Source organism: Pseudomonas sp. LB3P14, assembly GCF_054898045.1.
In genome coordinates, this window is record NZ_CM142714.1 from 4367712 (window position 1) to 4389170 (window position 21459).

Consider the following 21459-nt stretch of genomic DNA (forward strand, 5'->3'; position numbering starts at 1 on the left):
TCTCCTCAGGCCGCGCCTAATTACTCGAACCAGTGGGCTCGGGCGGCCATGATCAACTTGCCGGCACGATCATCGTCAATGCCGTCGATGTCGAGCAGATCGTCAATAGACTGCTCGGCCAGGTCTTCGCGGGTAATTACGCCGCGCACCGCCAGTTCCATCGCCAAATCCTTGTCCATACCCTCAAGCGAGAGCAGGTCTTCGGCCGGATGGGCGTCTGCCAGCTTTTCCTCAGTAGCGATGGCTTTGGTCAACAAACGATCCTTGGCGCGAGCGCGAAGCTCGTTGACGGTTTCTTCGTCAAAGCCGTCGATGTTGAGCATTTCTTCCAACGGTACGTAGGCAATCTCTTCCAGGCTGGTGAAGCCTTCATCTACCAGCACCTGTGCCAGGTCTTCGTCGACTTCCAGCTCGTCGATGAAGTTGCGCAGGATGTCGCCGGTTTCTGCTTGCTGCTTAGCCTGGATGTCCGATTCGGTCATCACGTTCAGGGTCCAGCCAGTCAACTGGCTAGCCAGACGCACGTTCTGACCACCGCGACCGATGGCCTGAGCCAGATTGTCTGCGCCAACGGCGATGTCCATTGCGTGGGCATCTTCGTCAACGATAATTGCCGCCACTTCAGCCGGCGACATTGCATTGATCACGAACTGCGCCGGGTTGTCGTCCCACAGGACGATATCAACACGCTCACCGCCCAACTCACCCGACACTGCCTGGACGCGCGAACCGCGCATACCGATGCAAGCGCCTTGCGGGTCGATGCGTTTGTCCTTGGAGCGGACCGCGATCTTGGCGCGCGAACCCGGGTCGCGGGACGCAGCCATTACTTCGATCAGGCCTTCAGCGATTTCCGGCACTTCGATGCGGAACAACTCGATCAGCATTTCCGGCGCGGTACGCGACAGGATCAGCTGCGGGCCGCGGTTCTCGGTGCGGATTTCCTTGAGCAGCGCACGCAGACGCACGCCAACGCGGAAGGTTTCGCGAGAGATGATGTCTTCACGGGCCAGCAACGCTTCAGCGTTATTGCCCAGATCGACGATCACGTTGTCGCGGGTCACTTTCTTCACGGTGCCGGAGATGATTTCCCCCAGGCGCTCGCGATAGGCATCAACGACTTGAGCACGCTCGGCTTCGCGAACTTTCTGCACGATGACTTGCTTGGCAGTCTGTGCAGCGATGCGGCCGAACTCAATGGATTCGATCTTTTCTTCGACTACATCACCGACCTGAGCACCCGGATGCGTTTCTGCAACCTTGCTCGGCCAGGTTTCGATGGCCGGATCGTCCAGGTCTGCTTCTTCGACGACCGTCCAACGACGGAATGTCTCGTAAGCACCCGTGTGGCGATTGATTTCCACACGCAGATCGACTTCGTCCTCAAACCGCTTTTTGGTAGCAGTGGCCAGAGCCAGCTCCAGCGCTTCAAAAATTACGTTTGCCGGTACGCCCTTTTCATTGGATACCGACTCAACAACCAGCAGTACTTCTTTGCTCATCGTACGCCTCGCCTTTCGCAAGCCATTGGATCCGCGGGATCCGCGTCTCAGTCAAAACTGGGAATAATGTTGGCCTTGTCGATCATATCGATCGGCAACAGGAACTCATGGTCTTCTACCTGCACCACGACGTCCTGCTCTTCTACACCGCGCAGAAGGCCCTGAAAGTTGCGTCGGCCTTCGAAAGGCGAGCGCAGCTTGATCTTCACTTGTTCACCGGCAAATTTTGCAAACTGCTCAATAGTGAACAGTGGGCGTTCCATGCCAGGCGAGGAAACTTCAAGGGTGTATTCAACGGCGATTGGATCTTCAACATCCAGGACACCGCTGATCTGACGGCTGACGATGGCACAATCGTCCACCAGCACGCCGCCCTCTTTATCAATATAAACGCGCAACATTGAGTGGCGACCTTGAGCCGAAAACTCAATACCCCAGCATTCATAGCCTAGGGCCACGACCACCGGGGCCAGCAAGGCCTGCAACTCTTCTAGCTTGCTCGACACCTGAACCCCCTCGTGCATGTATGTGCATGCTGTGCAAAATAAAAAAATGGGCGAAACGCCCATCCTTGAAACGCCGTCGAACAGCGGCGTTGAAAGTGTCCAGCTAACAAAAAGCCCCTTAAAAGGGGCTCCTTAAACTGGTTGCGGGGGCCGGATTTGAACCGACGACCTTCGGGTTATGAGCCCGACGAGCTACCAGACTGCTCCACCCCGCGACAAAGCTGGGGCGGAAGTATACGACCGATCCCTGACAGGGTCAATGTAACCTTCCACCTACAAGAAAGCCCGCAACAGCGGGCTCTCCTGATAATTGGTACCGAGAAGGGGACTCGAACCCCTACACCCTATGGGCACAACCACCTCAAGGTTGCGTGTCTACCAATTCCACCACCTCGGCAATACTACGTTTGAAACCCTTCTTACTTTTGCTCTTGAGCTGGAGGTACGTCAGTCGCTGGAGTAGCCGACTTTTGCTCTTGAAGCACCGGTACATCATCAGAAGCCGGTTGTTGCTTTGGAACTTCCAACACTGCTGGATTTGGCAAACCTACTTGAGTCAGCTGGTGAGCCTTCTCTTTAGCAAAGTAACCTAACCCTAAGCTGGTTATGAAGAAACCGGCGGCAAGTATAGCAGTAAACTTACTAAGAAAGGTAGAGGAACCTTGGCTTCCGAACACAGTATTTGAAGCACCTGCTCCGAAAGACGCGCCAGCATCCGCACCTTTACCCTGCTGCAGCAATACCAGAGCAACTACGCCCAATGCACCCAGCAGATGAAAAACGACTACGACTGTTTCCAGCATTTTTTCAGTTTCCCGCGGCGCGACAAATCGCACCGAACTCATCTGCATTCAGGGAAGCTCCACCAATGAGCCCCCCATCGATATCCGGCATGCCGAACAGTTCGACCGCATTGGCCGCCTTCACGCTGCCGCCGTATAGAAGCCGCACACCTTGTGCGACTTCAGAATTCTCTGTCGCTAACTGAGCGCGAATGGCTGCGTGCACATCCTGCGCCTGTTGCGGCGAAGCAGTCAGCCCGGTGCCAATGGCCCAGACCGGCTCGTAAGCGATTACTGCCTTTGCAAAGACACCAACACCCAGCTCCCCTATGATACTGCCCAGCTGACGCCCGACAACCTCTAGAGTTTTACCGGCTTCACGCTGCTCAAGGGTTTCCCCTATGCACAACACCGGAATCAAGCCACATGCCTGTGCCGCTGCGAACTTGCGAATCAGCATTCCGTCCTGCTCGCCCATAATCTGGCGTCGCTCGGAGTGCCCGACAAGCACCAGGGAACAACCTGTATCCACCAACTGACTCGGCGCAACCTCACCGGTCAATGCACCTTGCATGGATTCCACCGCAGAGTTCTGCGCGCCGACCGAAATCGACTTTCCGTTCAAGCCATCAATCACTTGATTGATATGCAAGCAAGGCGGGAATACCGCGACATCAACACCGCTCGGCAAGGCCAGATGACGAAGGCCATTGATCAGCTCAGCGACGCTGGCGCGGGTACCGTGCATCTTCCAGTTACCAGCTACCATAGGGCGACGCATGCTGTACCTCGTCGGTCAAAGTGGGCGCAGATGTTACCCAACACAATCATGGCTGGCAAGCCGAAATCAGGCAGAAACTTCAGTAACCAGTTTTGCCAGCTCTTCGGCGTAGCCGCGAACCTGCGTTTCGTCCTCGCCTTCGACCATGACGCGCACCAGTGGCTCCGTCCCGGACTTGCGCAACAGCACGCGCCCACGACCAGCCATAGCCTTGGTAACGCGTTCGCTGGCCTCTTTGACCGAGGGATGATCAAGCGGGCTGGCACCACCGCCGAAACGCACGTTGATCAGCACTTGAGGGCATTTGCGCAATGCCTGACGGGCTTGAGCCAGCCCCTCTGAGCGACGCTTCAGCGCCATCAGCACCTGCAGTGCAGCGATGATCGCATCACCAGTGGTGGTGTGACTGAAGCAGACAATGTGCCCCGAGTTTTCCCCACCCACCTGCCAATCGCGCTCCAGCAACTCGGAGATTACGTAACGGTCGCCAACATTGGCTCGCACGAAAGGAATAGCCAGATCCGCCAAGGCCAACTCCAGCCCCAGGTTACTCATCAGCGTACCGACCACACCGCCCTGCAACTTGCCACGCCCCTGCAGATCGCGAGCAATGATGAACAGCAACTCATCGCCGTCGACGACTGCGCCAGTGTGATCGACCATCTGGACTCGATCACCATCACCATCAAAGGCAATCCCCAAATCAGCATGTTCAGCCAATACAGCAGCTTGCAACGGCTCCATATGGGTAGAACCGCAATTCTCATTGATGTTCAGGCCATTAGGATGAGCAGAAAGCACAACGACATCGGCCCCCAACTCACGGAACACGCTAGGCGCCACTTTGTAGACCGCGCCATGAGCGCAATCGATCACGATCTTCAGGCCCGCGAAGCTGGTACCGGTCGGGACGCTGCTTTTGCAGAATTCGATATAACGGCCCGAGGCATCGTTGATTCGCGATACCTTGCCGATCTTGCTCGACTCAACCACGGTCATCGGAGTGTCGAGCAGCTCCTCGATCATCAGCTCGACTTCATCCGGCAGCTTGGTCCCCTTTCCGGAGAAAAATTTGATGCCGTTGTCATCATGAGGATTGTGCGAAGCACTGATCACGATGCCCGCTTCGGCATGGAAGGTACGTGTCAGGTAGGCGATGGCCGGTGTCGGCATCGGACCCAGGAGCATGACATCGGCACCTGCTGACGTAAGTCCGGCCTCAAGCGCCGATTCGAACATATAGCCGGAGATCCGAGTGTCCTTGCCCACCAATACCTTGCAGGCGCCCATTTTGCGGAACGCCATGCCTGCAGCCCAGCCGAGCTTGAGCATGAAGTCAGGAGTAATCGGGTACTCGCCGACCCGGCCACGAATGCCGTCGGTGCCAAAGTATTTTTTAGTCATAAGTACTCCATCGTTTATTCGGCTGATTCCACTGCGGCGATCATCCGCACCACATCGATGGTTTCGGCCACATCATGGACGCGCAATATACGCGCCCCCTTGACCGAAGCCAGCGCCGCAAGCGCCAGACCACCATACAAACGCTCTCCAGCCGGACGATTCAAGGCCTGACCTATCATGCTCTTTCGCGAAACCCCGACCAACAGGGGCCGCCCCAAGGCATGCAGGGCCTCCATATGTTTGAACAAGCTTAGATTGTGCTGCAAGGTTTTGGCGAAACCAAAGCCCGGATCAAGAATGATCCGCTCAGCCGTAATTCCTACTGATGCACACTCGGCCATGCGCTCGACGAGAAACTCGCCCACCTCTTTCGTGACGTCCTGATACTGCGGATTGTCCTGCATGTCGCCCGGCTCACCTAGCATATGCATCAGACAGACCGGCAGACCCGTGGCCGCAGCCGCATCCAGAGCGCCATCGCGCCGCAACGAGCGCACATCATTGATCAATCCAGCCCCAAGTCGTGCGGTTTCGCGCATGACGGCTGGCGTGGACGTATCGACCGAGATAATCACATCCAGTTCGCGATGAATTCGCTCGACGATGGGTGCTACGCGCTCCAGCTCTTCCAGCGGTGAAACCGCCCTGGCACCAGGCCGGGTCGATTCGCCACCGACGTCGATCAGGGTCGCGCCAGCCGTCACCATAGCCTCAGCATGGCGCAAGGCCGCATCGACCTGGCTGTATTGGCCACCATCAGAGAAGGAATCGGGAGTGACATTGAGAATGCCCATGACATGCGTCCGGGCCAAATCAAGAACCCGGTTGCCGCAAGGCAACCGGGTCGAGGACAGAACTGAAGTCATTTCAAACCTTAAACGTCAGCAGCCGGACCGCCGATAGGTGTCTCCGGACGCTCACCCTGCACCGTTGGAGGTGTTCCGGAAGTACCGGTGCTGTCTCCTGACCAGTCGCGAGGCTCGCGAGGTGTACGACCCGCCATGATGTCGTCGATTTGATCAGCATCGATCGTTTCGTACTTCATCAAGGCATCAGCCATTGCGTCGAGCTTGTCACGGTTATCCGTGAGGATCTGCTTGGCCGTGCCGTAGCACTGATCAATGATGCTGCGCACCTCGGAATCGATCAGCTTGGCTGTCTCACCGGAGAAGCTTGCACCCTGACCACCACCGCCGCGACCGAGGAACACTTCGCCCTCTTCTTCGGCATACATCAACGGGCCGAGTTTTTCCGACAAGCCCCACTTGGTCACCATGTTCCGTGCAATCTGGCTGGCACGCATGATGTCGTTTGACGCACCGGTGGTGACGCCGTCGAAGCCCAAGGTCATTTCTTCAGCAATACGGCCGCCGTACAACGAGCAGATCTGACTGATCAACGCACGCTTGGACAGGCTGTAGCGATCTTCTTCAGGCAGGAACATCGTCACACCCAGCGCACGACCGCGCGGGATGATTGAAACCTTGTAGACCGGATCATGCTCAGGCACCACGCGGCCAACAATAGCGTGGCCTGCTTCGTGGTAAGCAGTGTTCTGCTTCTCTTTCTCGGACATGACCATGGATTTGCGCTCGGCGCCCATCATGATCTTGTCTTTGGCCAATTCGAACTCTTTCATTTCGACGATGCGCTTGCCGGTACGGGCTGCGAACAACGACGCTTCGTTCACCAGGTTGGCCAGGTCGGCACCGGAGAAACCAGGAGTACCACGAGCGATCACGGCCGGAGCGACGTCGTCACCCATTGGCACTTTGCGCATGTGAACTTTGAGAATCTGCTCGCGACCACGGATATCCGGAAGACCGACGACAACCTGACGGTCGAAACGACCCGGACGCAGTAATGCCGGGTCCAGTACGTCTGGACGGTTGGTTGCGGCGATGACGATGATGCCGTCATTCATTTCGAAGCCGTCCATCTCTACCAGCAACTGGTTGAGAGTCTGTTCGCGCTCGTCATGGCCGCCACCCATGCCGGCACCACGATGACGACCGACGGCGTCGATTTCATCGATAAAGATGATGCATGGAGCGTGTTTCTTGGCCTGTTCAAACATGTCACGAACACGGCTGGCACCGACACCGACGAACATCTCGACGAAATCGGAACCGGAAATGGTGAAAAACGGTACTTTGGCTTCGCCGGCAATCGCCTTGGCCAGCAATGTTTTACCGGTACCCGGAGGCCCCACCATCAGCACGCCACGTGGAATGCGGCCGCCCAGACGCTGGAACTTGCCCGGATCACGCAGGAACTCGACCAGTTCACCGACTTCTTCCTTGGCTTCGTCGCAACCGGCAACGTCACCCAAGGTGGTTTTCACCTGATCTTCGGAGAGCAGGCGTGCCTTGCTCTTGCCAAAGCTCATCGGCCCGCCCTTGCCACCGGCACCGCCCTGCATCTGCCGCATGAAAAACATGAACACGGCGATGATCACCAGGATCGGGAAGCTTGCGACCAGGAGTTGAGTCCAGATGCTTTGCTGCTCAGGCTGCTTGCCTTCGACCACAACGTGGTTATCCACGAGGTCGCCGATCAGACCGTTGTCCTGGATTGCAGGACGAATGGTCTTGAAGCTGTCGCCATCATTGCGTTTGCCGGTAATCACATAGCCGTCAACTGCTACGCGCTCGACCTTGCCATCCTTGACTTGCTGGATGAAGTCGGAATAGTTGAGGGTCTGCGGCTCGTTAGGGCTGGAGAAGTTGTTCATCACTGTCACCAGGACAGCCGCGATGATCAACCACAGGATCAGATTCTTTGCCATATCGTTCAATTAACTACCCTCTGAAGCAAGCTCCGCTAATGGCGCGCGCTTCGCATGATATTCACCGGCCTAACTTACTACATTACCTACGGCTCTGGCAGGCGCCGTCTGTAACCCTTTGTGAAACACTTTCTACACAATATTCGCTAATGCTCACGGGGCGAAATACGAAAAACCTATCACCCCGGTCGAAAAACCTCTTACTCCTCACTGCGTCCGCGGAAACCACGGCCCAGCAAGTACTGCTCGCGGGAGCGATCGCGCGACGATTTCGGCTTGCGCGTCGTGACCTTCTCGAACTGCTTGCGCACGCTCTTGTGGTATTCGTCGAAACCCTCACCCTGGAAGATCTTGATCAAAAAATCACCACCGGGCTTCAAAACCCGGGTCGCGAGATCCAGTGCCAACTCGCACAGGAACATCGATCTCGGCATATCAACAGATGCCAGTCCACTCATATTGGGGGCCATATCGGAAATCACAAGGTCCACTTCCTTATTTCCGACCGCTTCAAGGATCTGTGCCAATACGGCGTCCTCGGTAAAGTCGCCCTGAATGAAGGTCACATCAGGGATGCTGTCCATTTCCAGGATGTCGGAGGCGATCAATGTACCTTGCCCGCCAATCAGACGACTGGTCACCTGGGACCAGCCACCAGGAGCTGCTCCAAGGTCGATTACGCTCATGCCCGGACGGATCAGGCGATCCCTTTCCTGGATTTCCAGCAATTTGTAGCTGGCACGGGAGCGATACCCGTCTTTTTGCGCCATTTTCACGAATGGATCGTTGAAATGCTCTTGCAGCCACTTAAGGCTTGTCTTGGAACGGGCCACGGGCCACCTCGAAAATAAAACGGGTCGTGATTAACTGGGCGGTCCCGGACTCGCTCGGGTAAACTGGCCGCCGCTTTTTACAAGATCAGACGCAGGGGTCAGATTATGCCGCTCACTCAAGAGCAGAAGAAACAGTACAAATCCATTGGCCACCATCTGAAACCAGTTTTGATTGTGGCTGACAACGGTTTGACTGAAGGTGTGTTAGCCGAACTTGAACGCGCTTTGGCGGATCACGAGCTGATCAAAATCAAGCTCAACATCCTCGATCGCGAATCGCGCCTGGCGTCCATTGCAGAACTCTGCAAGGTCGGCAAAGCGGACCTGGTTCAAGTCATCGGCAAGATGGCACTGATTTACCGCAAGAACTTCAGCGTCAACAAGCAGCTGTCGAACGTTCATCGCTTCAAGTGATGGCAAGGGTCAAGGGTGTGCTTCGCGCGCCCTGCCACTCCATCCCGGCACCGGCTGCAACACCAGCACCAGCCCGGAAAAACCCAGAACAAGATAGCTGAACACCTGCCAACGCAACGCATCCGGCCAGCCGATACGCGCCGCGACATACATCGCGCACCCATACAGCGCCATCAACAGCAGTTGCCCACGAATATCGCGCCATAGACTGGCAAGGCCCTCGGCCTGAATCAGCACCAAAGCCTGAAAAATCAAACACGCTGTGGCGAAACCCACCATCAGCGTATTCAGCATGCCTGCAATTTCGTCGATCAGCAGCGGCGCCAGACCTATCTGACCCAGCACCGGCAGCAGACCGATATGTAACAGCCACAGGCCGCCAACCCACAACATCTGAGTCAGCTGCCAAAGCATGGCGCCCGCACGGAGCGGGCGCCTTCTTTCAGAGGTGGCGGACTTCGACAATCTCGTACTCGATAACGCCACCTGGCGTTTTCACGGCAACCACATCACCCTCTTCCTTGGCAATCAAGGCGCGGGCCAGTGGCGAACCCACCGAAATCTTGCCGAGTTTGAAGTCAGCCTCATCCTCACCAACGATGTGGTAAGTGACGCTTTCATCCGTCTCGACATTGGCGATTTCAACGGTGGTGCCGAAGATCACTTTGCCGGTGTGAGGAATAGTCGTGACATCGATGATCACCGCGTTCTGCATGCGGCCTTCGATGTCGCGGATCCGTGCCTCGACCATACCTTGCTGCTCGCGAGCAGCGTGGTATTCGGCGTTTTCTTTCAAGTCACCCAACTCGCGGGCCGTACCGATGTCCTGGCTGAGCTTCGGACGGACAACCTTGGTCAGATGAGCGTGTTCTTCTTCCAGGGCTTTTGCGCCCTTGACGGTCATTGGGTATTTGATCATGCCTTCAATCCTGCGTGTAGATCCTGCAAGCGGCGCACGGTCTTCTCGGGACCGAACTTCAGCGCTTCGCAGATAGCTTCGCCAGCAGCAATGGTGGTGGTGCAGTAGATCTTGTGCTGCAAGGCATTACGACGAATGGAGTACGAATCAGCGATCGACTGACGACCTTCGGTGGTGTTGATGATCAGGGTGACTTCGTCATTCTTGATCATGTCGACCACGTGCGGACGACCTTCGGTCACCTTGTTCACACGACGCACTTTCAGGCCTGCGGCTTCGATCAGCTTGGCAGTACCAGCAGTGGCGACCACTTCGAAGCCCAAGTTGATCAGATCACGAGCCACGCCTGCAACCAGTGGTTTGTCGTCATCACGCACGCTGATGAACGCAGTACCGCCAGTCGGCAGCACTTCGCTGGCACCCATTTGCGCTTTGGCAAACGCTTCACCAAAGGTGTCGCCCACGCCCATCACTTCACCGGTGGACTTCATCTCTGGGCCCAGGATCGGGTCCACACCAGGGAATTTGGCGAATGGGAATACCGCCTCTTTCACACTGTAGAAGTTCGGAATGATTTCTTTGGTGAAGCCGATTTCCTTCAGTGTTTTACCCGCCATCACGCGTGCCGCGATCATCGCCAGGGAAACGCCGATGCACTTGGACACAAACGGTACGGTACGGGAAGCGCGCGGGTTGACTTCGATGACGTAGATGTCTTCGCCTTGCAGCGCCAACTGAACGTTCATCAGGCCGACAACGCCCAGTTCCAGGGCCATTTTCTTGACCTGTTCGCGCATCTCGTCCTGGATGTGTGCAGGCAGCGAGTACGGCGGCAGGGAGCATGCGGAGTCACCGGAGTGAACGCCGGCCTGCTCGATGTGCTGCATGATCGCGCCAATCACCACGTCGGTGCCGTCGCAAACTGCATCCACGTCCATTTCGATGGCGCAGTTGAGGAAGTGGTCGAGCAGCACCGGGCTGTCGTTGGACACTTTCACCGCGTCACGCAGGTAGCGCTTGAGTTCTTCTTCTTCGTAGACGATTTCCATCGCACGACCGCCCAACACGTAGGACGGGCGAACCACCAACGGGTAACCGATCTTGCTGGCGGCACGAATCGCTTCGTCTTCGCTGCGCACGGTGGCATTTGGCGGCTGACGCAGGTTCAGGCGCTCAACCATCTGCTGGAAACGCTCACGGTCTTCAGCACGGTCAATAGCGTCAGGGCTGGTGCCGATGATCGGTACGCCAGCTTCTTCCAGGGCACGCGCCAGTTTCAACGGGGTTTGGCCGCCGTACTGGACGATCACGCCTTTTGGCTTCTCGACGCGGACGATTTCCAGCACGTCTTCCAGGGTTACTGGCTCGAAGTACAGGCGATCGGAGGTGTCGTAGTCGGTGGAAACGGTTTCCGGGTTGCAGTTGACCATGATGGTCTCGTAACCGTCTTCGCGTAGAGCCAGTGCCGCGTGTACGCAGCAGTAGTCGAACTCGATGCCCTGGCCGATACGGTTTGGACCGCCGCCGAGGATCATGATCTTGTCGCGGCCCGACGGCGCGGCTTCGCACTCTTCCTCGTACGTTGAGTAGAGGTAAGCGGTGTCGGTGGCGAACTCGGCCGCGCAGGTGTCAACGCGCTTGTAGACTGGGTAAACCTCGAGCTTGTGACGGTGGCGACGCAGGGCCTTCTCGGTCACGCCCAGCAGCTTGGCCAGACGCATGTCGGAGAAGCCTTTGCGTTTGAGGCGGAACATCACGTCGCGGTCGATGCTGGCCAGACCCAAGGTCTTGACCTTCTCTTCTTCCTTGATCAGATCTTCGATCTGCACCAGGAACCACGGGTCGATCATGTTCATGCCGAAGATGTCTTCGACCGACAGGCCCGCGCGGAAGGCGTCAGCCACGTACCAGATACGCTCGGCGCCCGGCACGGTCAGTTCGCGCTTGAGTACGCTCATGCTTTCCGGGTTGCTCAGGTCGAGCTTCTCGTCCAGGCCGCAAACGCCCACTTCCAGACCACGCAGAGCTTTCTGCAGGGATTCCTGGAAAGTCCGGCCGATGGCCATGACTTCACCGACCGACTTCATTTGAGTGGTCAGGCGTGCGTCGGCTTTCGGGAATTTCTCGAAGGCGAAGCGTGGCAGCTTGGTCACGACGTAGTCGATGGACGGCTCGAAGGATGCAGGAGTAGCGCCGCCGGTGATTTCGTTCTGCAGCTCGTCCAGGGTGTAGCCGATCGCCAGCTTGGCAGCGATACGCGCAATCGGGAAACCAGTGGCTTTCGAGGCCAGTGCCGAAGAGCGGGATACACGCGGGTTCATCTCGATCACGACCATACGGCCAGTATCGGGGCAGATGCCAAACTGAACGTTGGAGCCGCCGGTTTCCACGCCGATCTCACGCAGTACCGCCAACGAGGCGTTACGCATGATCTGGTATTCCTTGTCCGTCAGAGTCTGCGCTGGCGCAACAGTGATCGAGTCACCGGTGTGCACGCCCATCGGGTCAAAGTTTTCGATGGAGCAGACGATGATGCAGTTGTCCTTCTTATCGCGGACAACCTCCATCTCGTACTCTTTCCAGCCGATCAGGGATTCGTCGATCAGCAGCTCTTTGGTCGGCGACAGATCCAGACCACGGGCGCAGATTTCTTCGAACTCTTCACGGTTGTAAGCGATACCGCCACCAGTGCCGCCCATGGTGAAGGACGGACGGATGATGCACGGGAAGCCAAGCTTCTCGAGCACTGCGTTGGCCTCTTCCATGCTGTGGGCGATACCCGAACGCGGGCAGTCCAGACCAATGGATTTCATCGCCTTGTCGAAGCGTGAACGGTCTTCAGCCTTGTCGATGGTGTCAGCGTTGGCGCCGATCATCTCTACGCCGAACTTCTCCAGAACGCCTTCGCGCTCCAGATCCAGTGCGCAGTTCAGAGCGGTCTGGCCACCCATGGTCGGCAGCAGCGCGTCCGGACGCTCTTTCTCGATGATCTTGGCAACAGTCTGCCATTTGATCGGCTCGATGTACGTGGCGTCAGCCATGTCCGGGTCGGTCATGATGGTCGCTGGGTTGGAGTTCACCAGAATGACGCGGTAACCCTCCTCGCGCAGGGCTTTACAGGCCTGGGCGCCGGAGTAGTCGAATTCGCAGGCCTGGCCGATTACGATCGGGCCAGCGCCGAGAATCAGGATGCTTTTAATGTCTGTACGTTTTGGCATGGGTTTGTCACTCAAATCCGCAGGTCAGTCGGCAAGCCGTCTTGTTCAATCTTTGAAGCCTTGAGGGGGCCACCGATATCGGGACCGCCCTCACGCTTTGCTACATCACGGCGAGCGATTAGCGTCGCTTGGCCATCTCATTGATGAAGCGATCAAACAGTGGTGCTACGTCGTTCGGGCCAGGGCTGGCTTCAGGGTGACCCTGGAAGCTGAAGGCGCTCTTGTCGGTGCGCTCGATGCCTTGGAGGGTGCCGTCGAACAGCGATTTGTGAATCGCACGAACGTTGGCTGGCAAGGTCGCTTCGTCTACCGCAAAACCGTGGTTCTGGCTGGTGATCATCACAACACCGCTGTCCAGATCCTGAACCGGGTGGTTGGCACCGTGGTGGCCGTGACCCATTTTCAGGGTCTTGGCGCCGGAGGCCAGGGCCAGCAGCTGGTGACCGAGGCAGATGCCGAAGACCGGAATCTCGGTTTCCAGCACGTCTTTGATCGCCTGGATCGCGTAGTCGCAAGGCTCCGGATCACCAGGGCCGTTGGACAGGAACACGCCGTCCGGCTTCAGAGCCAGGGCTTCAGCAGCGGGCATCTGTGCCGGCACCACGGTGACGCGGCAACCGCGCTCGACCAGCATGCGCAGGATGTTCAGTTTGACGCCGTAGTCGTAGGCAACCACGTGGTATGGCAGCTCAGAGGCTGAGAGGGTCGCGTGGCTGTCGGTTTTCAGATCCCAGACAGTCGAGCGCCACTCGTATTTCTCTTTGGTGCTGACAACCTTCGCCAGGTCCATGCCTTTGAGGCCTGGGAAACCCTGAGCGGCGGCGATGGCGGCTTCTTCGGAAATGTTGTCACCGGCCATGATGCAGCCGTTCTGCGCGCCTTTTTCACGCAGGATGCGCGTCAGGCGGCGAGTGTCAATACCGGCGATTGCCACAACATTGTTGGCTTTCAGGTAATCGGACAGAGACATCGTGTTACGCCAGTTGCTCGCAACCAGTGGCAGGTCACGGATAACCAGACCCGCGGACCAGACGCGGTCGGACTCGGCGTCTTCCGGCGTGGTGCCGGTGTTGCCGATGTGCGGGTAAGTCAGGGTAACGATCTGTTGGGCGTAGGAAGGATCGGTAAGGATTTCCTGATAGCCGGTCATGGCGGTGTTGAACACCACCTCACCAACGGTTTGACCGTCGGCTCCAATGGCTTCGCCGCGAAAAATGCTGCCATCAGCAAGGGCGAGTATGGCTGGCTTAGTCAAGAAGACCTCCCGTAAATAAAGCCTGAAAGGGCGATCGCAGGTTGTAAAAAAGCGGAGTGACGTATGGACACGTCACCCCGCTTCTTCACCGAATAATTCTGCGCGCTTTTAGTGGAAACACTAAAGCTGTAGCTTACAGAAAAAGGCATTTTTGGTCTACCGCCAATGAGCCTTAAAGGCCGGGGAATGCGACAGGACGTCGCTTGGCGTAATAAAACCGGGCCCAAACACTGTGTTGGAACCCGGTTTCGGGCGCATCTTAACGCAGGTCGAGCACGTCTTGCATGTCGTAAAGACCCGGCTCACGACCATCCAGCCACAACGCAGCACGTACCGCGCCCTTGGCGAAGGTCATGCGACTGGAAGCTTTATGCGTGATCTCCAGTCGCTCGCCCTCACAGGCGAACAGCACCGTATGATCGCCAACCACATCACCGCCGCGAACAGTGGCAAAGCCGATCGTTTCACGCTCGCGAGCGCCGGTATGGCCTTCACGACCATAGACCGCAACCTTCTGCAGATCACGATCCAGGGCGCTTGCGATGACCTCGCCCATGCGCAGGGCCGTACCTGAAGGCGCATCGATCTTGTGCCGATGATGAGCCTCGATGATTTCAATATCCGCCTCATCGCCCAACACACGAGCCGCCATATCGAGCAGCTTCAGCGACAGGTTCACACCAACACTGAAATTGGCTGCGAACACAATGGGAATGTCCTTGCCCGCCTCGACCAGCAACTGCTTCTGCGCGGCGTCCAACCCGGTCGTCCCGATGACCATGGCTTTGCCCGCCTTGCGGCAGAAGGCCAGGTTTTTCAGCATGACTTCCGGCAGCGTGAAGTCGATCAACACATCGAACTCTTCAGCCACCGCCTCCACATGACCGGACAACGGCACGCCGATACACCCCAACGAGGCCAACTCACCCGCATCCACGCCAATCAGCGTGCTGCCGGGGCGTACGATGGCCGCCGTCAGACCGGTCAGCGGCGCGCGCTGCTGCACTGCCTCGACCAGGATTTTGCCCATGCGCCCGGCAGCACCCATCACAGCTATACGTCGCATGCCGACTCCTTACAAATCGCCAAAGAAGCGCTTCACGCCTTCGAACCAACCGGTGGTTTTAGGCGAATGGCTGTTGTCATCCGCCAGGGAGCTGCGGAACTCTTCCAGCAACTCGCGCTGACGACGACCCAGGTTGACCGGGGTTTCGACCGCCACACGGCACATCAAATCACCAGCACCGCCGCCGCGCACCGGCGCAACGCCCTTGCCGCGAACACGGAACTGCTTACCGGTCTGAGTCCCTTCAGGGATTTTCAGTTTGACTCGACCATCGAGGGTCGGAATCTCCAGCTCACCACCCAGCGCAGCATCGACAAAACTGATCGGCACTTCGCAGAACAGGTGCTTGCCGTCGCGCTGGAAGATCGCGTGCTCGCGCACGTTGATCACCACGTACAGGTCGCCAGTCGGCCCACCCTGAGCACCCGCCTCGCCTTCGCCGGACAGACGAATGCGATCACCGGTATCGACACCGGCCGGCACTTTCACCGAGAGGGTTTTGTACTCTTCGACACGGCCTTGGCCGTGGCAGGAATCGCACGGATCGGAAATGATCTTGCCCTGACCATGGCAGCGCGGGCAGGTTTGCTGCACCGAGAAGAAGCCTTGCTGCATGCGCACCTGGCCGATACCGCCGCAAGTCGGGCAGGTGATCGGCGCAGAGCCTTTCTTGGCACCCGAACCGTCGCATGGCTTGCAGTTGACCAGTGTCGGAACACGGATATTCACGGTCGTACCGCGCACCGCTTCTTCCAGATTCAGTTCCAGGGTGTAACGCAGGTCGCTGCCGCGCTGAGCACCGCCGCGAGAACCGCCGCGACCGCCGCCGAAGAAGTCACTGAAGACATCACCAAAGATATCGGAGAAGTTCTGACCGCCAAACCCGGCACCGCCGCCGCCCATGCTCGGGTCGACACCGGCATGACCGTACTGGTCGTAGGCCGCGCGCTTGCTGGAATCGGACAGTACTTCGTAGGCCTCGTTGGCCTCTTTGAACATGTCTTCCGACGCTTTGTCATCGGGATTACGGTCCGGGTGGTGCTTCATCGCCAGGCGACGGTAAGCCTTTTTCAGGTCTGCTTCGCTTGAGCCACGCTCAACACCCAACACCTCGTAATAGTCACGCTTTGCCATAAGTCTTTGCACTCTTAAGGACGTTCGGCAAACCTCTCCTGAGCCTCGCCAAACTCGTTGAGCCCCAATACAGGCCCGGACCCAACTCACGTCAATTCAACGATCCTGGTCTTTGATTCACTGCGGTACTTTCGGCTCGAAAAGCAGGAGCATTCCCGGCCATACCGCCAACACACGAGCCTTGTCGCATGCTGTAAAAATTCGCTAACTCCAGACACGCCAACGCGGGAGCAAGCTCCCGCGCGGCGACATCCTACCAGTCACCGCCTGAAGGCAGTCAACCGGGCGACCAACAACTTACTTGTGGTCTTTGACTTCTTCGAACTCGGCATCGACAACGTCGTCTGCTTTTTCAGCTTTTTCGTCTTGCGGCGCCGCGCCTTCAGCAGGCTGAGCCTGTTCGGCGTACATCTTCTGCGCCACGGGAGCGGAGACTTTCGACAGCTCTTCAACCTTGGCGTCGATAGCAGCCTTGTCGTCGCCTTTGACAGCGGCTTCCAGAGCAACAACAGCAGCTTCGATTGCGGACTTCTCTTCAGCAGTCACTTTGTCGCCAGCGTCTGCGACCATTTTGCGAGTCGAGTGAACCAGCGCATCGCCCTGGTTGCGAGCGGTTGCCAGCTCTTCGAACTGGCGATCTGCGTCGACGTTGGCTTCAGCATCGCGAATCATCTGCTGAATCTCTTCCTCGGACAGACCGGAGTTGGCCTTGATCACGATCGACTGAGTCTTGCCGGTAGCCTTGTCTTTGGCGCCTACGTGCAGAATGCCGTTGGCGTCGATGTCGAAGGTCACTTCAATTTGTGGCACACCACGTGGTGCTGGTGGAATCTCGGCCAGGTCGAACTTGCCCAGGGACTTGTTCTGAGCGGCTTGCTTACGCTCACCTTGCAGCACGTGAATGGTCACAGCGCCCTGGTTGTCGTCGGCAGTCGAGAACACTTGCGATTTCTTGGTAGGAATCGTGGTGTTTTTCTCGATCAGCGCGGTCATCACGCCACCCATGGTTTCAATACCCAGGGTCAGCGGGCTGACGTCGAGCAGCAGAACGTCTTTCACATCACCGGCCAATACGGCGCCCTGGATGGCTGCACCCATGGCAACGGCTTCGTCCGGGTTCACGTCTTTACGTGCTTCTTTACCGAAGAATTCGGTCACCAGCTTCTGAACCAGTGGCATACGGGTCTGACCGCCTACCAGGATCACGTCATTGATTGCGCCAATGTCGATGCCGGAGTCTTTCAGAGCGATGCGGCAAGGTTCGATGGTGCGTTGAACCAGGTCTTCTACCAGCGCTTCGAGCTTGGCGCGGGAGATTTTCACGTTCAAGTGCTTAGGACCGGTGGCGTCTGCAGTGATGTATGGCAGGTTCACGTCGGTCGACATGCTCGAGGACAGTTCGATCTTGGCTTTTTCAGCGGCTTCTTTCAGGCGCTGCATGGCCAGCGGGTCACCTTTAAGGTTCATGCCGCTTTCTTTCTTGAATTCGTCGACGAGGTAGTCAATCAGACGGATGTCAAAGTCTTCACCGCCCAGGAACGTGTCGCCGTTGGTGGCCAACACTTCGAACTGGTGCTCGCCATCGACTTCAGCGATTTCGATCACGGAAACGTCGAAAGTACCGCCGCCCAAGTCGTAAACGATCACAGTGTGATCGCCCTTCGCCTTGTCCATACCGTAAGCCAGAGCAGCTGCGGTTGGTTCGTTGATGATACGTTTTACGTCCAGACCTGCGATGCGGCCGGCGTCTTTGGTGGCTTGACGCTGGCTGTCGTTGAAGTAGGCCGGAACGGTGATCACCGCTTCGGTCACTGGCTCACCGAGGTAGTCTTCGGCGGTCTTCTTCATTTTCTTCAGAATTTCAGCCGAGATTTGTGGCGGCGACATTTTCTGGCCGTTCACTTCAACCCACGCGTCGCCGTTGTCAGCCTTGGCGATTTTGTACGGGACCATCTTGATGTCTTTCTGTACGACTTCTTCGTCGAACTTGCGACCGATCAGACGCTTCACCGCATACAGGGTGTTGTGCGGATTGGTCACAGCCTGACGCTTGGCCGACTGGCCTACGAGAATTTCGCCATCGTTGGCATAAGCGATGATCGACGGCGTGGTGCGCGCACCTTCAGCGTTTTCAATAACTTTGGCCTTGCCGTTTTCCAGCACGGAGACGCAGGAGTTGGTAGTCCCCAGGTCGATACCGATAATTTTGCCCATGTTCACTCTCCCGAAACTTTGGATTTGGATGCCGCAGCAGTGGTGGCTGACTGCGGTAGCACTTAAACGCTTGACTTCTAAATGGGGGCCTTGCGGCTAATTTCAAGCCTGCTCGTCAATCGAAGGCGAAACCGGCGCCGGGGCCTTGCTGACCACCACCATGGCCGGGCGCAGCAGGCGACCGTTGAGCTGATAGCCCTTCTGGAACACCTTGAGCACGCTGTTCGGCTCGACGTCGGCGCTTTCCTGCATGGCCATTGCCTGATGCTGAACGGCGTTGAACGGTTCGCCATGCGGATCGATCACTTCCAGCTGATAACGCTTCAGGGTGTCCTGGAACATTTTCAGGGTCAGCTCGATACCTTCGCGCATTGGACGGATGCTTTCGTCATCCGGATTGGACAATTCCAGACCGCGCTCCAGGCTGTCGATGATCGGCAACAAATCGCCAGCGAATTTTTCCAGCGCAAACTTGTGAGCCTTTTCGACATCCTGCTCGGCGCGACGGCGGACGTTCTGCAGATCAGCCGCTACACGCAAAGCCTGATCATGAGCGCCAGCCAATTGCTCTTCGAGCACTTGAACACGAGCCGCCAGTTCATCACCCGAATCCTGGGCAGCCTGATCGGCGTCTAGATTTTGCGTATCCACTGTCTGTTCGTCAGCCATAGATCTCTCCTTTCAATATCGTCCGCGAGCTCAACTCGCGCTTCTGCCCAGCTATATGGGGCCGCAAAATTCAGCTTCAAGGGGCGCTTATTGATTAACCCTACAAAAAACAGCTGCATTGTCATTCCCGGACGCACTAAGGATTTCGTCGGATCAAGCAAATCGAGCTAAGGGAGGGCATTGTCAGCCAGAAACAAAACACTGTATAAATAACCAGACCTAAAGCCTGGGAGCGGCCTTTATGCTGGTGCACCTGTCCGTACATAACTACGCCATCGTTGAACATCTCGATCTCGAACTCGATCGCGGGATGAGCGTGATCACAGGGGAGACCGGCGCCGGCAAGTCGATCATGCTCGACGCCCTGGGCCTGACCCTGGGCGATCGCGCCGACAGCGGCGTGGTCCGTCCCGGCGCAGACAAGGCCGATATCCTGGCAACCTTCGACCTGGTCGATATTCCGGAAGCCAGCGCTTGGCTGGCCGAGCGCGACCTGGAGAGTGACGGCCCGTGCATCCTGCGCCGGGTAATCACCGCCGAAGGGCGCTCGCGCGGCTACATCAATGGCACGCCCTGTCCCCTCGGCGATCTCAAGGCCCTGGGCGAGTTGCTGATCGACATCCACAGCCAGCATGAACACCAATCCCTGCTCAAGACCGACACGCACCGCCGTCTGCTCGACGAGTACGCAGGTGCAACGGACCTTGCCCGCCAGGTGCACCTGGCCGCCCAACGCTGGCGTCAGACCCGCCAGGAACTGGAACGCCTCTCCAATTCCGGCGACGAGCAGCGCGCTCGCCATCAATTGCTCAGTTATCAACTCGAAGAGCTGGAAAACCTCGGCCTCGGCGACAACGAGCTGGAGCAGCTGGAACAGGAACACAAGAACCTGACCAACGCCGAAACCCTGCTGGGCATTTGCCGGCAAGTGGTCGAGCAATGCAGCGAAAGTGATTCCGGCAATGTGCTGAACGCCCTCACCGCCAGCCTCAACCGCCTTTCGAGCGTCAACAATTCGATTGGGGCCCTGGGTGAAGCCAGTAGCCTGCTGACCAGTGCGCAGATCCAGGTCGAAGAAGCCGTTGGGGAACTGAACCGCTTCCTTGATAACTTCGACGCCGATCCAGCGCGTCTTCAGTATCTGGAGGAACGCCTTGATGCGATCTACACCATGGCGCGCAAACACCGCATCCAGCCGACCGAAGTGGCCGAAATGCAGCAGCGATTGCTGGATGAAATTGAAACCCTGAATGCCAACGACGAATCCATCGAGCGACTCAGCGATGAACTGGCCTCCTATGCCCGTCATTATCAGGAGAAGGCTCGTGAGCTGAGCGATTTACGCCATCAGGCGTCGAGCAGCCTGGCTAGCGCCGTGGAGCAGGAAATCCAGCGACTGGGCATGCCCGGCGGTCGTTTCACCATCGAACTGCGCCCCAACAGCAGCGATGAACTCCTGCCGAATGGACTTGAGCAGGTAGAACTGCTCGTGAGCGCCAACCCGGGGCAACCGCTGAAAGCCCTGGCAAAAGTCGCATCCGGCGGCGAGCTGTCACGGATCAGTCTGGCGATTCAAGTGATCACCGCGCAGACCTCGCGTGTACCGACCCTGGTATTCGACGAAGTGGACGTGGGCATCGGCGGCCCGACCGCCGAGATCGTCGGCCAGTTGCTGCGTCGACTTGGGGAGCGCGGGCAGGTTCTGACGGTCACTCACTTGCCGCAAGTTGCGGCGCAGGGTCATCAGCATCTATTCGTACACAAAGTGCGCGGCGAGGATGCCACTCACACAGCCGTCTCCAAACTGAGCAAGAATGATCGTGTCGAAGAGGTGGCTCGGATGCTGGGAGGCATCGACCTCACCAAGGAGTCCCTGGCTCATGCCAGGAAAATGGTCGTCACTGCAAAAATTTAAGACAGACAGAAAGCACGAAGGCGACCCTGGGGTCGCCTTCGCTCGTTTCGCGAACCTTA

The 21459-nt window shown here is 57.5% G+C and carries 18 protein-coding genes and 2 tRNA genes; 2 read left to right on the plus strand and 18 right to left on the minus strand.

All coding sequences use genetic code 11. The features are described 5' to 3' along the window. Positions 1-20: 20 nt before the first annotated feature. The 10 genes from nusA to rlmE all read right to left on the minus strand — a co-directional run bounded on the left by nusA (position 21) and on the right by rlmE (position 8596). The gene (gene nusA / locus ACYZT5_RS20170; RefSeq protein WP_008024459.1) at positions 21-1502 is read right to left on the minus strand and encodes a transcription termination factor NusA; all 1482 of its coding nucleotides are present in this window, start codon (positions 1500-1502) and stop codon (positions 21-23) included. A gap of 47 nt (positions 1503-1549) precedes the next feature. Next, entirely contained in the window at positions 1550-2008 is a 459-nt protein-coding gene (gene rimP, locus ACYZT5_RS20175; RefSeq protein WP_010463487.1) for a ribosome maturation factor RimP, read from the minus strand. 138 nt (positions 2009-2146) lie between these two features. Beyond that, positions 2147-2223, minus strand: a tRNA-Met gene (locus ACYZT5_RS20180). A gap of 96 nt (positions 2224-2319) precedes the next feature. Beyond that, positions 2320-2405 (minus strand) — tRNA-Leu (locus ACYZT5_RS20185). Positions 2406-2427: 22 nt separating this feature from the next. After that, a complete protein-coding gene (gene secG, locus ACYZT5_RS20190; RefSeq protein WP_017336473.1) occupies positions 2428-2811 on the minus strand; it encodes a preprotein translocase subunit SecG in 384 nt (127 codons plus the stop codon). 4 nt (positions 2812-2815) lie between these two features. Beyond that, the gene (gene tpiA, locus ACYZT5_RS20195; protein ID WP_462047098.1) at positions 2816-3571 is read right to left on the minus strand and encodes a triose-phosphate isomerase; all 756 of its coding nucleotides are present in this window, start codon (positions 3569-3571) and stop codon (positions 2816-2818) included. A 66-nt stretch (positions 3572-3637) separates the two neighbouring features. Beyond that, on the minus strand, positions 3638-4975 hold the full coding sequence (gene glmM, locus ACYZT5_RS20200; RefSeq protein ID WP_462047099.1) for a phosphoglucosamine mutase: 1338 nt from the start codon (positions 4973-4975) through the stop codon (positions 3638-3640). 14 nt (positions 4976-4989) lie between these two features. Continuing rightward, a complete protein-coding gene (gene folP / locus ACYZT5_RS20205; protein WP_462047100.1) occupies positions 4990-5841 on the minus strand; it encodes a dihydropteroate synthase in 852 nt (283 codons plus the stop codon). 8 nt (positions 5842-5849) lie between these two features. Further along, positions 5850-7763, minus strand: coding sequence for an ATP-dependent zinc metalloprotease FtsH (gene ftsH / locus ACYZT5_RS20210; protein WP_462047101.1), 1914 nt, complete (start codon positions 7761-7763; stop codon positions 5850-5852). Positions 7764-7963: 200 nt separating this feature from the next. Next, complete coding sequence (gene rlmE, locus ACYZT5_RS20215; RefSeq protein WP_201114939.1) at positions 7964-8596, minus strand: 23S rRNA (uridine(2552)-2'-O)-methyltransferase RlmE; 633 nt, start codon at positions 8594-8596, stop codon at positions 7964-7966. Between the two features lie 105 nt (positions 8597-8701). On the opposite strand from rlmE, the gene ACYZT5_RS20220 reads away from it, so the two are divergent. Continuing rightward, the gene (locus ACYZT5_RS20220) at positions 8702-9010 is read left to right on the plus strand and encodes a YhbY family RNA-binding protein (protein ID WP_007942889.1); all 309 of its coding nucleotides are present in this window, start codon (positions 8702-8704) and stop codon (positions 9008-9010) included. A gap of 9 nt (positions 9011-9019) precedes the next feature. On the opposite strand, the gene ACYZT5_RS20225 is transcribed toward ACYZT5_RS20220, so the two are convergent. From ACYZT5_RS20225 to grpE, 8 genes are all read right to left on the minus strand, one after another. Continuing rightward, complete coding sequence (locus tag ACYZT5_RS20225; protein WP_462047102.1) at positions 9020-9424, minus strand: MFS transporter; 405 nt, start codon at positions 9422-9424, stop codon at positions 9020-9022. A 28-nt stretch (positions 9425-9452) separates the two neighbouring features. Next, a complete protein-coding gene (greA, locus tag ACYZT5_RS20230) occupies positions 9453-9929 on the minus strand; it encodes a transcription elongation factor GreA (protein WP_462047103.1) in 477 nt (158 codons plus the stop codon). Then, positions 9926-13147: a carbamoyl-phosphate synthase large subunit gene (carB, locus tag ACYZT5_RS20235; RefSeq protein ID WP_462047104.1), complete on the minus strand. Its 3222-nt coding sequence runs from the start codon at positions 13145-13147 to the stop codon at positions 9926-9928. Before carB ends, greA begins: the two co-directional genes overlap by 4 nt. Before the next feature lie 118 nt (positions 13148-13265). Continuing rightward, positions 13266-14402, minus strand: coding sequence for a glutamine-hydrolyzing carbamoyl-phosphate synthase small subunit (gene carA / locus ACYZT5_RS20240; RefSeq protein ID WP_462047105.1), 1137 nt, complete (start codon positions 14400-14402; stop codon positions 13266-13268). 259 nt (positions 14403-14661) lie between these two features. After that, positions 14662-15468 carry a 4-hydroxy-tetrahydrodipicolinate reductase gene (dapB, locus tag ACYZT5_RS20245; RefSeq protein WP_462047106.1) on the minus strand — a complete coding sequence of 269 codons (807 nt, stop codon included), beginning with the start codon at positions 15466-15468 and terminating at the stop codon, positions 14662-14664. Between the two features lie 9 nt (positions 15469-15477). Continuing rightward, on the minus strand, positions 15478-16602 hold the full coding sequence (dnaJ, locus tag ACYZT5_RS20250) for a molecular chaperone DnaJ (protein ID WP_462042951.1): 1125 nt from the start codon (positions 16600-16602) through the stop codon (positions 15478-15480). A gap of 297 nt (positions 16603-16899) precedes the next feature. After that, a complete protein-coding gene (gene dnaK / locus ACYZT5_RS20255) occupies positions 16900-18816 on the minus strand; it encodes a molecular chaperone DnaK (protein ID WP_462047107.1) in 1917 nt (638 codons plus the stop codon). A 102-nt stretch (positions 18817-18918) separates the two neighbouring features. Then, on the minus strand, positions 18919-19485 hold the full coding sequence (gene grpE / locus ACYZT5_RS20260) for a nucleotide exchange factor GrpE (protein WP_403104642.1): 567 nt from the start codon (positions 19483-19485) through the stop codon (positions 18919-18921). Between the two features lie 241 nt (positions 19486-19726). Between grpE and recN the strand changes: the two genes are divergently transcribed. Next, positions 19727-21400 carry a DNA repair protein RecN gene (recN, locus tag ACYZT5_RS20265; RefSeq protein WP_462047108.1) on the plus strand — a complete coding sequence of 558 codons (1674 nt, stop codon included), beginning with the start codon at positions 19727-19729 and terminating at the stop codon, positions 21398-21400. The last annotated feature ends 59 nt before the right edge of the window (positions 21401-21459 follow it).

Bases quoted from the DNA above. Each gene is read 5' to 3' on its own strand.
- nusA (WP_008024459.1), bottom strand. From the start codon at position 1,502: ATGAGCAAAGAAGTACTGCTGGTTGTTGAGTCGGTATCCAATGAAAAG.
- secG (WP_017336473.1), bottom strand. From the start codon at position 2,811: ATGCTGGAAACAGTCGTAGTCGTTTTTCATCTGCTGGGTGCATTGGGC.
- tpiA (WP_462047098.1), bottom strand. From the start codon at position 3,571: ATGCGTCGCCCTATGGTAGCTGGTAACTGGAAGATGCACGGTACCCGC.
- glmM (WP_462047099.1), bottom strand. From the start codon at position 4,975: ATGACTAAAAAATACTTTGGCACCGACGGCATTCGTGGCCGGGTCGGC.
- folP (WP_462047100.1), bottom strand. From the start codon at position 5,841: ATGACTTCAGTTCTGTCCTCGACCCGGTTGCCTTGCGGCAACCGGGTT.
- ftsH (WP_462047101.1), bottom strand. From the start codon at position 7,763: ATGGCAAAGAATCTGATCCTGTGGTTGATCATCGCGGCTGTCCTGGTG.
- ACYZT5_RS20220 (WP_007942889.1), top strand. From the start codon at position 8,702: ATGCCGCTCACTCAAGAGCAGAAGAAACAGTACAAATCCATTGGCCAC.
- ACYZT5_RS20225 (WP_462047102.1), bottom strand. From the start codon at position 9,424: ATGCTTTGGCAGCTGACTCAGATGTTGTGGGTTGGCGGCCTGTGGCTG.
- greA (WP_462047103.1), bottom strand. From the start codon at position 9,929: ATGATCAAATACCCAATGACCGTCAAGGGCGCAAAAGCCCTGGAAGAA.
- carB (WP_462047104.1), bottom strand. From the start codon at position 13,147: ATGCCAAAACGTACAGACATTAAAAGCATCCTGATTCTCGGCGCTGGC.
- dapB (WP_462047106.1), bottom strand. From the start codon at position 15,468: ATGCGACGTATAGCTGTGATGGGTGCTGCCGGGCGCATGGGCAAAATC.
- dnaJ (WP_462042951.1), bottom strand. From the start codon at position 16,602: ATGGCAAAGCGTGACTATTACGAGGTGTTGGGTGTTGAGCGTGGCTCA.
- dnaK (WP_462047107.1), bottom strand. From the start codon at position 18,816: ATGGGCAAAATTATCGGTATCGACCTGGGGACTACCAACTCCTGCGTC.
- grpE (WP_403104642.1), bottom strand. From the start codon at position 19,485: ATGGCTGACGAACAGACAGTGGATACGCAAAATCTAGACGCCGATCAG.
- recN (WP_462047108.1), top strand. From the start codon at position 19,727: ATGCTGGTGCACCTGTCCGTACATAACTACGCCATCGTTGAACATCTC.